The sequence below is a fragment of the Necropsobacter massiliensis genome (genome assembly GCF_000827595.2).
In the GTDB taxonomy this organism is placed as follows: Bacteria; Pseudomonadota; Gammaproteobacteria; order Enterobacterales; family Pasteurellaceae; genus Necropsobacter; species Necropsobacter massiliensis.
On the sequence record NZ_LN776183.1, the window covers coordinates 176,197 to 189,979 of the forward strand.

The 13,783-nt window shown below is 41.2% G+C and carries 10 protein-coding genes and 1 pseudogene; 4 read left to right on the plus strand and 7 right to left on the minus strand.

From position 1 onward, the window contains the following. Positions 1-3: 3 nt before the first annotated feature. The 4 genes from BN3349_RS04705 to BN3349_RS04720 all read left to right on the plus strand — a co-directional run bounded on the left by BN3349_RS04705 (position 4) and on the right by BN3349_RS04720 (position 4,036). Positions 4-1,185, plus strand: a complete 1,182-nt coding sequence (locus tag BN3349_RS04705; protein ID WP_040976213.1) for a hypothetical protein — start codon at positions 4-6, stop codon at positions 1,183-1,185. Further along, entirely contained in the window at positions 1,185-2,069 is an 885-nt protein-coding gene (locus tag BN3349_RS04710; RefSeq protein ID WP_040976214.1) for a glycosyltransferase, read from the plus strand. The genes BN3349_RS04705 and BN3349_RS04710 overlap by 1 nt, the downstream gene beginning before the upstream one ends. After that, positions 2,069-2,872 (plus strand): glycosyltransferase family 2 protein, encoded by an 804-nt coding sequence (locus BN3349_RS04715; protein WP_040976215.1) that lies wholly within the window; start codon positions 2,069-2,071, stop codon positions 2,870-2,872. Before BN3349_RS04710 ends, BN3349_RS04715 begins: the two co-directional genes overlap by 1 nt. Before the next feature lie 63 nt (positions 2,873-2,935). Continuing rightward, the gene (locus tag BN3349_RS04720; protein ID WP_040976216.1) at positions 2,936-4,036 is read left to right on the plus strand and encodes a lytic murein transglycosylase; all 1,101 of its coding nucleotides are present in this window, start codon (positions 2,936-2,938) and stop codon (positions 4,034-4,036) included. A gap of 83 nt (positions 4,037-4,119) precedes the next feature. Here BN3349_RS04720 and proX read toward each other — a convergent pair whose 3' ends face one another. The 7 genes and pseudogenes from proX to BN3349_RS04760 all read right to left on the minus strand — a co-directional run bounded on the left by proX (position 4,120) and on the right by BN3349_RS04760 (position 13,771). Further along, positions 4,120-5,106, minus strand: coding sequence for a glycine betaine/L-proline ABC transporter substrate-binding protein ProX (proX, locus tag BN3349_RS04725; protein WP_040976217.1), 987 nt, complete (start codon positions 5,104-5,106; stop codon positions 4,120-4,122). A gap of 73 nt (positions 5,107-5,179) precedes the next feature. Further along, the gene (proW, locus tag BN3349_RS04730; RefSeq protein ID WP_040976218.1) at positions 5,180-6,199 is read right to left on the minus strand and encodes a glycine betaine/L-proline ABC transporter permease ProW; all 1,020 of its coding nucleotides are present in this window, start codon (positions 6,197-6,199) and stop codon (positions 5,180-5,182) included. Continuing rightward, positions 6,199-7,392, minus strand: coding sequence for a glycine betaine/L-proline ABC transporter ATP-binding protein ProV (gene proV / locus BN3349_RS04735; RefSeq protein ID WP_040976219.1), 1,194 nt, complete (start codon positions 7,390-7,392; stop codon positions 6,199-6,201). Before proV ends, proW begins: the two co-directional genes overlap by 1 nt. A gap of 472 nt (positions 7,393-7,864) precedes the next feature. After that, positions 7,865-8,869, minus strand: a pseudogene (locus tag BN3349_RS04740) (catalase); the annotation flags it as partial. A gap of 84 nt (positions 8,870-8,953) precedes the next feature. Beyond that, entirely contained in the window at positions 8,954-10,447 is a 1,494-nt protein-coding gene (locus BN3349_RS04750; protein WP_040976220.1) for a recombinase family protein, read from the minus strand. Further along, positions 10,440-12,107, minus strand: coding sequence for a recombinase family protein (locus BN3349_RS04755; protein ID WP_040976221.1), 1,668 nt, complete (start codon positions 12,105-12,107; stop codon positions 10,440-10,442). The genes BN3349_RS04750 and BN3349_RS04755 overlap by 8 nt, the downstream gene beginning before the upstream one ends. After that, positions 12,107-13,771, minus strand: coding sequence for a recombinase family protein (locus BN3349_RS04760; RefSeq protein WP_040976222.1), 1,665 nt, complete (start codon positions 13,769-13,771; stop codon positions 12,107-12,109). Before BN3349_RS04760 ends, BN3349_RS04755 begins: the two co-directional genes overlap by 1 nt. Positions 13,772-13,783 lie beyond the last annotated feature (12 nt).

The following is a 13,783-nucleotide window of genomic DNA, read 5'->3' on the forward strand; positions in this document are numbered from 1 at the left end:
CGCATGTCCGCACTGTTCAATTTGTTTTATTTGTATGACCCATGGCTGTTTCATGTTTTCCGTATGGCGTTTTTTTGTGGTGCGGCGGCATGGCTTTATTTGGCGTATCGCTGGTATCGCAACCGACTGCCGCACGGTATTGTTGTTCCGCTGGACAGTTTCGCTGTAATTATCGCGCTGCTGCTATTCAATTTTGTTCCATTGCTGGTACATGGCACACAGGATTTTTCTGTGCTTATGCAATATAGCAAAACCTTGATTTTATTCGTTTTTGCTGTAGGTATTTATAATCTGTTTTATATAGGTGCGGGCGCTCAGGCAAGCATGCTGCGCGATTTGAAAATCGGTATCGGTGTGCAGGCGTCGATTGGTTTTCTTGCCTTGGCGGGGCTGCCGTTTGTCATTGAGCTTGCATTGTCCGTCCATGTGCCGTTGCCGCGATTTTACGGTTCGGAGCAGGAATACCGTCTGTACAATATTACGTCGGCGGCATTTTTCCAGTTGAGCGCTTTTTATTTGATGTTGTTGCATTTTCTGCTGGCGTACAATCAACGGCACAATACTATCAGTGCAGTGTTTTTATTTCTGCTGTTATGTATCGGGCTGATTTCCGGCCGCACTTTTTTGCTACTCTCGGTGGTTAGTATCGCTTTGTATTTTAAGTGGCGCTATATTCCAGCGTTGTTGCTGTTTGCCGGGCTGTGTGTATTTTTGGCGCTGAATTATGCCGACAATCGCTATGTGGCGCATGCGTTGGAACCGTTGATCAATATATTAAATCACCGCGGTTTAACCAGTTCCTCCACCGATACGCTGATGCAAAAACATTTATTTATACCGCAATGGCGCCAGCTGCTGTTCGGTGACGGCTATTATGTGACGCCGCAAGGCAAATATTACGGCGGCACCGACAGCGGCTTTTTACGGCAGGCACTGTACGGCGGTGTGCTGAATGTGCTGGTATGTTTTCTGTTTACCGCGTATTTTGTGCATAGAATCGCGCTGAATTGGTTTGACGGCAGTCGGCTGTTTACCCTGTCCACCTTGTTGATACTGTCGGTGCTGAATATTAAAGCGGATACGTATGCCTTTCCGGGCATTATGCTGATGCTGCTGATGTTATTGTCTTTATTCGGCAAACAGGGCAAATACCGCGTGTTGTTTAAGAATGAGGAAAACCGCTGATGTTTAGTATTATTGTGCCGTCTTATAACCGCAATACCGAAATTCCCGCGCTACTGGACAGTTTGCAGCGGCAAACCCGCTATAATTTTGAAGTCATTATTGTTGACGATTGTTCGACGCAGGCGGTTGAGTTGACCGCATCCTATCCGTTTTCGGTCAATATTATTCGCAATGCCGTCAACCAAGGGGCGGCGCGCAGTCGCAATATCGGTGTGCAGCAGGCAAAATACGACTGGCTGCTGTTTTTAGACGATGATGATCGTTTTGCTGATAACAAATGCGAGGTGCTGGCACAAGCGATTGCTGCGCAGCCAGCGGTCAATTTTGTGTATCATCCGGCAGAATGTCTGATGGTGAATGAACGGTTTACCTATTTTACTCATCCTTATCAGGATGTGCGCGAGCTCACGCTGGATAATATTCTGCGCGCCAATAAGATCGGCGGTATGCCGATGCTGGGGCTGACGAAGGCGTTGTTTATGAAAGTCGGCGGATTATCGACGGATTTATTATCGCTGGAAGATTATGAGTTTGTACTGAAACTGGTTTGTGATGACAGTTTCACGCCGCTGTATGTGGATTTGCCGCTGAGTCGCTGCACTTTTCATACCCGCCGTTCCAGCGTGTCGACCAATACGACGAATACTGAACACGCCATTGCGGTGATTGCCGAAAAATATGTGACGACACCAACGCAGCGTAAAAACTTTGCTCTGAATGCGCAATATATGCTGGCGTACCCGAATATGATGAATTTATCGCGTCGCGCGGCGAAATATTATTTTGCCATGTTCAAACTAAACCGCAGTATCACATTACTGGCGGCGGCACTCATCATATTGATTTCGCCGAAGCTGGCGATTAATTTGAAAAGGTTTATCTAATGAAATTTTCCGTATTAATGTCTTTATATATTAAAGAAAATCCGCAATATTTGAGCGAATGTCTTGAAAGTTTGAAAACACAAACTCTGCCGGCGGATGAAATTGTTTTGGTGTTTGACGGCGCACTCACACCGGCGCTGGAAAGTGCGGTGCAACATTATCAAGAATTATTACCGCTGAAAATCGTCAGACTGGCGCAAAACCGCGGTTTGGGCAAGGCGTTAAATGAGGGATTGCAACATTGTGTCAACGAATGGGTATTGCGTATGGATACCGATGATATTTGCCAACCGCAACGTTTCGAAAAACAGGCGGCTTTTATCCGCCAACATCCCGACAGTGTGATTGTGGGCGGTCAGATTGCCGAGTTTGGAACGGATATGCAAGATATTGTCAGTTATCGCCGAGTACCGACGGATGCTGCGGATATTGTGGCGTTTACCCGCCGGCGCTGTCCGTTCAACCACATGACGGTGGCGTATAAAAAATCTGCGGTATTGGCGGCGGGCGGTTATCAGGATTTGCAGGAAGATTATTATTTATGGATCAATTTGGTGGCGAAATACCCGCAGCAAGTCGCTAATCTGGCAGATATTCTGGTATATGCGCGGGTCGGCAACGGTATGGTCGGACGCCGCCGCGGGCTGGCACAGGCAAAGTGCGAGTGGAATTTATTTAAGCTGAAACGTCGCTTGAACATGCAGGGAATTGTAGCGGGGCTGAGCGTGTTTGCCTTACGTGTTATTCCACGCTTATTACCGTTATGGCTGTTGCAAGTGGTGTATCGCTTTTTACGCAAATAATTTTTTAGGCTTGTTATGCGGCTGTTATGGCGGCATGATGATTAAATTGATAAGGAAAGCAGAATGTTTAAACGGCAAATTAAATTTTCATTATGCGCGACAGTGCTGATATTGGCAGGTTGCGCGGGCAGTGCGCATAATGCACGGGTAATGCCGATTGACGGTGCCACCGCCTACGATAAACCGCGGACATTACAGTATTTTGATGATTATGTGCAGTTTTTAAAAGCAAAAGCCGCAGGGCAGGGCGTGTCGGTTACGGTGCTGAATGAACAGAATAATATTCGTTATATTCAAAAGGCGGTGGATCTGGACCAACAACAGGCGGGCAGAATTAAGCGCCGGGATCCGAATTTGCCGCCGCTGTCCAATCCGAACGGGGTAACCAATTATCTGAATCGGGTATTGACCGCCAACAAAGTGGATGTTGCCGAAGAACGCTACTGGGAACAGTTGCCGCAGCTGGAAAATGCCAGCCGGCGTTTTGGCGTACAAAAGGCTTATCTGTTGGCATTGTGGGGCATGGAAAGTAGCTTCGGCTATTATCAGGGCAATTATGATGTGTTGTCGGTGCTGGCAACGCTTGCCTTTGACGGTCGGCGCGAGGCGTTATTCAGCCGGGAATTTATCGCTGCGATGAAAATGCTAGAGCGCGATCATATCCGGCGTGAGAAAATGCTCGGTTCTTGGGCGGGCGCAATGGGACAGACGCAGTTTATGCCGAGTTCTTATTTAAGCTATGCGGCGGACGGCAATAATGACGGCGAAAAAGACATTTGGCGCAATCATTATGATGTTTTTGCTTCTATCGCCAATTATCTGCATACTGTCGGCTGGAACGATCAATTACCTTGGGGCGTGGAAGTGACGCTGACGCAATATGTGGATCTCAATCTGTCCGGCACGGAACCAGGCAAAGCCCGTTCATGGCAGGATTGGCAGGCGCTTGGCATTATGCTGAAATCGCCGACAATGCAAGAACAGGAAAAACTGACCGCACTTTCTTCAGCGCCATTGTGGCTGGTTCGACCGGATCGCGATGTGGGGCGGGCTTTCTTAGTATCGAATAATTTCCGTACTATTCTGGATTGGAATAAATCGAATTATTTTGCCGTCAGTATCGGTATGTTCGCCGATAGTATCAACCGACGGATCGGCAATTAATCCGCTACGGCATTGCGGCGGTAGGATAAACAATAAGCATAACGGCAAACACCGTTATGCTTATTTGATTACGGGTGCATAGATTATTTTTTCGCCGCCTTGGCTTGCGCGATCCAGTTATCGAATTCCGCCTGATGGGCTTTAATCCAGCCGTTTACATGGCGTTCAATATCTTTCGTTGAATTCTGTCCCTGACGCATTGCCATATTCTGCGCATTAATATCGCTGAGCGGCAGCCGCATTAAAGAAAATAGTTTCGCAGCGTCCGGATGCTGTTCGGCAAAGGCTCTATTGGCGATAATATTAATAGTATTCATGGTGAAACCATAGTCTTTGCCGTTTGCAAGTGCGGTATTATTTGGCGCTGTTTTGCCGGGTGCGGTTTCTTTCGGCACTTCAAGCCAGACGACATCTTTGCCGGGTAGCAACACGCCGCTAACCCAATAAGGCGTCCATGTGTAATACAGCACCGGGTCGCCGTTTTGATAACGGGCAATGGTGTTGGCGATCAATGCGGAATAGTTGCCTTGATCGTGTTCAATAGTGTTGCCCAGTTGATAAATATCGAAATGCTCATTAATGGCGCGTTCGCAGCCCCAACCTGGATTACAGCCGGTTAAGTTGGCTTTGCCATCGCCATCATGGTCGAACAATTTGGCGATTTTCGGGTCTTTGAGCTGCCCGATATTGGTAATACCGTATTTGTCCGCGGTTTTTTTATCGATTAAATAGCCGTGTACCGCATTATTGATATAAACACCTTGACGGTAAAACGCGTTGTCGCCACCAGCTTTTTCATATTTATCATCATGTAGCGGGCTCCAGTTGATCGCGAGAAAAGTGGCGTCACCGTTGGCAACCGAGGCATAGGCAACGTTATAGTCCACTTCTTTAGGGGCGTTCACCTGATAGCCCAACGCTTCCAGACCTTTGGAAACCAATACTGTTTGAAATGTTTCTTCTGCAATCGTGCTTTGAATCGGTTGAATAACGGTGTCGGTCGCTTGTGCAGAGGCTGCCGCGCAAACGGAAAAAAGAGTGAGTGCGGTGATTGTTGTTTTATGTAACATATTTTCTCCTTATATAATGATATTCGGTAAGCAATGCCGTCAGTTGAATTAATCGGTTGATGTGACGGTTGCGTTAGGATTTATCGCGTACGAACAGTCCGATAAGACCGCGTTGATACCAACGCTGGCGTTTTGCATTTTGCAGATTTTCACCGATTTTCTGAGTTAAACGATCGAGAATGATCGCCATTAATACGATCCCTAATCCGCCGGTCGCCGCTTGTCCCATATCAAGTCGCCCGATACCGCGCAACACCATTTGCCCCAAACCGCCGACGGCAATCATGGAAGCGATTACTACCATAGATAATGACAGCATTAAGGTTTGGTTAATCCCCGCCATAATTGACGGCATGGCTAACGGTAACTGCACTTTATACAGTAACTGTTTACGGTTTGCACCAAAGGCGTTGGCTGCTTCAATCAAGGATTCCGGTACTTGACGGATCCCCAAGATGGTCAAGCGGATAATCGGTGGTAGGGCGAAGATAATGGTGACGACTACGCCGGGTACGTTACCGATACCGAATAACATCACGATTGGCACTAAATATACAAATGCCGGGGTTGTCTGCATGGCGTCAAGAATCGGCTTGATTACGGCGGAAACCCGCTGTGAGCGCGCCATCCAAATTCCCATCGGCAGACCGATGAGTAAACAAAATGACACGGAGGTCAGCACTAACGCCAGCGTGACCATTAATTCATCCCATGCGCCGACCGCACCGATGATAAGCATGGATATTAATGTCAGCACCGCCAGGCGGAATGTAGAAATTTGCCATACGATCAAGGTCAGTAACAACAGCATGATTGTCGGCGGTAATGAATTAAATAACGATTGAAATAAGGTTAAAATAGAATCAATCGGTGCGCTGATCATCAGAAAGAATCCTCTTAAATGCGTAACCAGCCAATTGATTGCCGTTTCCACCCAATGACCGAAGGGGAGCAGGGTGTCATTAAAAGGGTGCAGCCAGTCGAATTGCGTTGTCTGCTCCGGCGCGCTCAGCCAGCCGGCGGCGTCCGTTTGCGACGCGGTTTGCGTCATACTGTCCCAAGCATCTGTATTTGCTGCGTTTTCCGTTGTCATTATTCAGTCCTTCTATCTAATGTTTGTAATACTTTCACTTTGGTGATCACACCGTAGTAACGTCCGTGTTGGTCAACAATCGGAAGCGGGCAGGGTGCCTGCGCGACGTCGCTGATAATATCGCCGATTAAACTGTCCGGCGTTAATGCCGTTATGTCAATGAAACTGTCCGCAAGCAATTGTTTGTTGCGTTTTGCTTGCTGTAGCGAGTCCACGGAAACCATGCCTTGATATACGCCGCGCCGATCCGACACGACGGCAAAATCGCGTTCGTGCTGTTCCAGCAATTTGAGTGCCACATGCGGTTTTTCATTGTCGGTTTTCTGTACGATATCCAATAAATGCCGTTTGCTAGCGATGTCTTTCACCGTTAGCACATTGGAGACATTAACGCCTTGAATAAACGAACGAATGTAATCATTTGCCGGATTTTGTAAAATCTCGTCCGGCTGACCGACCTGAATCACCTGACCGTTCTGCATAATTGCGATTCGGTTACCGATGCGCATCGCTTCGTCTAAATCATGGGAAATAAACACAATAGTGCGGTCCGAATTTTCTTGTAAACGCAACAACTCATCCTGCATTTCGGTGCGGATGAGTGGGTCAAGCGCCGAAAATGCCTCATCCATTAACAGGATCTCTGGATCATTGGCTAATGCTCGTGCCAGACCGACTCGCTGCTGCATACCGCCGGACAGTTCCGACGGATAAGAATCGGCGTAAGCCTCCAAACCAACTCGGCTTAACGCATCAAGCGCTTTTTGCTGGCGCGCTTTAAGCGAAATGCCCGACAATTCCAGACCAAAAGCGGTATTTTCCAGAATAGTCATGTGCGGCATTAACGCAAAAGACTGAAATACCATACTTATCCGTTTGCGGCGCACCGCTCTTAATTCGTGTTCCGACATTTCGGCAATATCGTCGTTATCAATAAAGACATGTCCTTTGGTCGGTTCGATCAAACGATTTAATAATCGGACTAAAGTGGATTTTCCCGAACCGGACAGCCCCATAATTACGAATATTTCACCGGACATAATTTCTAAAGAAACATTATTTACTGCGACAGTCGAACCTGTATTAGAAAAAACCTCTTCTTTTGATGAGCCTTTTTCTAATAATTTAAACGCAGCGTCTTCGTGCTCTCCGAAAATTTTATATAAATTTTTAACGGATAATTTAACTGACATTTAGATATTAATCTCCTAAAGTTAAAAATAAAAATATTTAAAAGTATTGAATGGCGCAAGTAAAATTACCTTAACAAAAAAATAACAGAAATGCAAATCGTCTTTAGGCTATATACCTAATTAATCATTGTTTATTGTGTAAAAACACTATGTTTATCAGTGTGTTATTTATTTTTTTTGTTTTGGGTGAAATATTGTTTCACGGAACGATGTTGTTAGGAAAATAAGCGTGTCGATTTATTTGGTTGTGTGAGGATATATTTTTATTGAATGTAAATGTTTTTAATGAGTTTTGTTTTGGTTTTCTTGGTGTTTATTTGCAAGATTAATTAAGTTTTTAATTTTTATTTTAAGTTTGATTTTTTGGTGGCGGTAATATATTTATTTTAGTAAGAGAAAATAAATAAAATATTATTTTAAACTAAAGATAAATAAGGGGCGTTTTACGCCCCGGAGTGTATTTGTGATTGGATTAACGTTCAACTTTTATCAGCCGAGCAAAACCCTGTGCCGGATCGGTATCATAAGCGGCTATGGCATCTTCAAGAGTTAATCCCAGTGCGCTAGCAACGCCTTTGCCGTAAGCGGGATCGCAGGCATAACAGTTGCGGATATGCCGGTATTTGATAAAGTCATAAGCATCAGCCATTGCCGCTGCAGTATTCTCAAACAAAGCCTGTTGCTGTGCCGCAGTCATTAAACGGAATAATGCGCGCGGTTGGGCGAAGTAATCATCGTTGGTGTTGGCATATTCCCAGTGCGCCGCATCACCGTTGATTTTTAACGGCGGTTCAGCATAGTGTTTCTGCTCCTGCCATTTGGCGAAGCTATTCGGCTCATAGTGCGGACCGCCGCCATAATTGCCGTCAACCCGACCCGCGCCGTCGCGCAGATTACTGTGTACCGGGCAGCGCGGCGCATTGACCGGAATCTGGTTGAAATTTACCCCCAAACGATAACGTTGCGCATCTGCATAGTTGAATAAACGCGCCTGTAGCATTTTGTCCGGCGAAACGCTGATACCGGGCACCAAATTGCTTGGAGCAAAAGCGGATTGTTCCACTTCGGCGAAAAAGTTTTCCGGATTTCGGTTAAGCTCAAATTCTCCCACTTCAATTAACGGATAATCTTTTTTCGGCCATACTTTAGTTAAATCAAAAGGATGATAAGGCACTTTTTCGGCATCGGCTTCCGGCATTACCTGAATAAACAGCGTCCATTTCGGGAAGTCGCCGCGCTCAATGGCCTGATATAAATCGTTCTGGCTGCTTTCCCGATCTTTGGCAATAAGTTCCGCCGCCTGTGCATTGGTCAGATTTTTAATGCCTTGCTGAGTACGGAAATGGAATTTGACCCAGAAACGTTGGTTGTCGGCGTTAATCAAACTATAGGTATGCGAACCGAAACCATGCATGTGGCGATAGCCGTCAGGAATGCCGCGGTCGCTCATGACGATCGTTACCTGATGTAGCGCTTCCCTCTCGTGTCAAGCGACTGACACAAAATACATTGTCTATTTTTAGACAGCAAAAAGAGAGTGATTTCTCACTCCCTCTTGCGTCTATTTCCATATGATTTTTTGAACTATACTACCTTCACAGATAACTGACTCAACATACTTTTCCATAAGTTCTCGTGTAAGTTCATTATCTGTTACTACTTCTGTTTCATTAGAAGATAGTTTTATCTTTTCTTCTAACTTACTAATTTCATTATCTATCTGATTTTTACTTTCTACAAACTTAACTTTCGTCATTTTTCCAAGTTTATATTTTTCGAAATCAGACATCTTCTTTGCTTGAAGCTTTTCTATCTTCTTCTCTATATCTTTAATACTTATTTTTTCTTTGGGTTTTACTTCTACTTCACAATATTTCTCTTTAATAAGTGCAAGCACCTGTTCCTCCAACTTATCTACTCTCGAGTTTTTATGTTCTACATTATTACACTTGCAAATCCTACAATGAAAATACTTGTGTATTCTCACACTTCCATCTGGTCGCTTAAACTTTGATTGAGTAAGTCCAAGAATATGGTTACAAGTAGGACATCTTGCAAATCCTTGCAATGGCGATTTTGTCCTCCAAGGGTAATCAGTATTCTTTCCTTTTAAGAAACTATTCTTTTCTTTAATTTCTTGAACCTTATCAAACTCTTCTCTTGAGATAATAGCTTCATGATGGTCATAAACTCTACCCCATTCTTCTTTAGGATTAAATTTAAAACTACCAGGAGTCAATACCGACTTTTCTTGCATATTGAAGACATAAGTACCTGTGTAATTTTCATTGGATAAAATATCTACCACTGTACCATTTGTCCATGTTGGTGCATCTCTTGTATCTGATGACACTATGTTATATTCATAATCCATATTGGTAAGCTCTTTTTTACGCTCATTTGGTGTTGGTATATTCTCTTCATTCATAACTGCTGCAATCTTTCTTGATGCAAGTCCTGTAAGTGCTAAGTCATATACCTTCCTCACAATCCAAGCTGTCTTATCATCAATGATAATATTGTGCTTATCATCTAGATCTTTCATATAACCAAATGGTGGACTCCATGCAAGAAACTTTCCTTGCTTCTTAAGTTCAGTAGTAACTGTCTTTACTTTCTGCGAAATATCTTTTGTATAGAAGTCATATAACAAACCTTTAAACTGAATATCCAGGTCGGTTCCATTTCCTTTTTCCTTAGCACTATCATAACCATCATTAATCGCAATAAACCTAATACCAAGAAAAGGAAAAATATTCTCCAGATAATCACCAAGCGAAATGTAATCTCTCATAAACCTTGATAAGTCTTTTACAATGATTGCATTGATTTTTCCATTCTTAACTTCTTCAAGCATTCTTTGAAAAGATGGTCTTTTCTCATTTGTTCCTGTATATCCGTCATCAATGTATTCTTCTCTTTGGAAGCTTTTAAATTCATCATTTTTATCAAGAAAATCATTCAGGAAATACCTTTGGTTAATGATACTTTCGCTCTCATCTTTCTTCATCTGATCTTCTACAGATAATCTGATATAAAGTGCAATTTTACTCATCTTTCACATCTCCCATCAAACCATCCATATTAAATTTAAAGATTATTTCAAAGTTATGATTGCCATAGACAATTATCTTTTCCACTAAGCTACGAATTAAATCAGCTGGTAATTTTTTAACCTTTTTTGCCGAAAATACATCTTTAATCCACTTAATAGATGTTTTCTTATCCCTTTCAAAGTCTTTTACAACCTTTTCAATAGCAATAACTTCATTATTGATTGTTGCAATATGGCTAAGAGCAATCTCTCTTTTAAGGCTATATTCTTCTCTATCAATCTTACCTAAGCTATATTCTTCATAAGCTTTTTGAATTAATAGCTCTTCCTTTTGAGTCTTTGTTTTAAGCTTTAAAATACCTTCGTTTAGTTTATCTATGCTTTCAGAAAATCTTTTAGAAACTCTTTCTATTAGCTTTGCCTTACTTGTAGCCTTAATAATAAACTCTGCTACCTTTTCAGACATTGCTTTATCAAGTTCTCTTTCCATAATAAATATTCTTACTTCATTATCTATCTTGCCTGTACAAGTATCATTTTGAAATGAGTAATAAAGCCTATCATGGTTTATTCCATAAATTCTGGTTCTTCGGTAAAGCTCCTTACCTGTTGCATTATTGAAAATCAATCCCTTATATCTATTCTCATAATCTCTCTCAAAGTTATGCATTTCGGCACCAAAAGCATTATTCTTTAACCTCTCTGCTCGTCCTTGCAGCACTTTTTCAAAGTCCTCTTTTGAGATAATAGGTTCATGAGCATTTTCATATATAATATGCTGACTTTCATCCACATACTGTTGCTTTATTCCTTTTGCAAGATTTTGTTGCTTAACACCTTGTACTAAAGTGCCTGTATAAGCTCTGTTAGTAAGCATTTTAGAAATAGTAGCTTTATTCCACTGTGGATCACCATCTTGTCTATAAATTCTACCTGTTTTGTAATAGACCATTCCTGTCGCATAGCCCTTAGTATTAAAGTGCTTTGCAACCTCATATTGGCTTTTCCCCTCAAGTGTCAATCGGAACATTTCTTCAACAATGAATCTAACATTCTCATCAACTTCTAACTTTTGTCCCTCTTTTAATTTCACTACCTTATATCCATAAGGTGGAACAGAACCAATAAAATATCCATTCCTTGCCCTATTGTGCTTACTTGTCTTTATCTTTACCGAAATGTCTTTAGCATACATATCGTTGACGATATTCTTAAGAGTTACTTCAAATGATTTCTTAGAATCTAAATCCTTAACAGTATCAACTTTATCATTAACAGAAATAAACCTTACTCCCAAGAATGGAAATACCTTGTCTATGAGTCTTCCCATCTCAAGATATTCTCTTCCAAGTCTTGATAGGTCTCTTATAATAATACAATTAATTCTTCTTTCACGAATATCTTGCATCATCTCTTGAAACTGTGGTCTTTCAAAATTTGTTCCACTATATTCATAGTCTGTGTAAATATTTACGACTTTGATATTTTCCTTTAGAGCATACTCTTTACAACAAAGCACCTGGGTTTCGATAGACGATGATTTCTCACGCCACTCTTCTTTTCTTTCACTGGATAATCTTGTATATATTCCAGCTTTATAAAATATTTTTTGTGCTTGTTCTTCGTTTTTTCTTATATATCTTTTGGAAGTCCTTGCCATTAACAAACACCTCCAACTGCAAGCTTAGGTTCAACTCTTTCTAAATGCTCATCAAATAACTTGCCCATTGATATTAGTCTCGCCTTATGTGTGTTATTAGCTTTAACCTTATCACTATCCACAATCGTTTGAAGCAGATTCACTGTTTCAATATTGTTGAATACAAAGTTAATTGCATTATCCTCTCCAATCTCAATACGATCTATAAAAGACACTAAAGACAATCGATTCAGTTCATAACTTTCAGGATTAGGAACTATCTCAGAAACTAAACTACCTTTATCGTTTATCTTCATTTTCAGTTCATCTACGATATTTTGTTTTGCAATAATTTGTTTCTCAATTTCCCTAATCTTAATAAGATAATTTTTTCTAAATCGTTCAAATTCTTCAGTAGTTATAAGTTCTTCTTCTAAATCCATATAAAGAGATTGTCTAAGTCTTTCATACTTTCTTTTTTCTGCATTTAATGACTCAAAATCAACCTTTAATGTAAACTTTGAAACATCTATTTCGCTAACTTTTTTAAGCAGCTCATTGTACTTAGATAGATATTCATTTAGTGCATGAATAGTTGCATAAGTAACATAATCTTCTTTTACACTATGTCTTGAACACTCTCCGGAATTGTTATATTCAGAGCAAATGTAGAAAGTCTTGTCTCTTACTTTTCGCCTGATCATAGGACTACCACAATCTTTACAATAAAGCATCCCTGATAATATATATGGCTTATCTTTAGAGTGTTTCACATCACGAAGTAGCATTTTGTTTGCTAGTGCAAAGATAGATTTTGAGACTATGTTTTCATGAGCATTTTCTATTGCAATCCAGTCTTCTTTTGAAACATCTACTTCATGCTTTGATTTATAATTTAACTTTGTGGTTTTTCCTTGTTCCAAGACACCAATATAAACTTTATTTGAAATAATACGGTTTACCATCTTAGCATCCCATTTTGCTTTTTTCACAACAAAACCAGTATTGAAGTTATCACCATTATTTTCCTTATGTTTTGATGGCGTAACTGTTCCAATACTGTTTAGAAAGTCGCCAATAGCCTTTGAGGAATAACCCTCTATTTTCATATTAAATATTCGCTCAATAATATGAGCTACTTCTGTATCAACTACAAGCTGATGTTTGTTTTTATCATCTTTCTTATATCCAAAAGGAGCAAATGATCCAATAAACTCGCCATTTTTCCTTTTCACTTCTTTTGATGATTTCACCTTCATAGAAATGTCTCGACAATAACTGTCATTGATAAAATTTCTAATAGGAAGTATTAAATGTGTATCGCTAACATCCGCATTATCACTATCATAATTATCATTTACAGATATAAAGCGAATACCTTTTTCAGGAAATATCTTTTGCAGATACTTTCCAGACTCAATATAATCTCTGCCGAAACGAGATAAGTCTTTTACCATAATGATAGAAAACTTTCCTTTATTCAGGTCATCAATCATATTCTTAAAATTTGGACGCTCAAAATTAGAACCACTATATCCATCATCTACATATTCATAAGATAGATCTATGCTCTTTTCTTTAGCATAAGATTTGATTATTTGTCTTTGATTTGAAATAGAGTTGCTTTCATTACTGTCTCCATCTTCTCTTGAAAGACGAAGATACATACATGCAGTATTTCTCATAACAATCCTCCT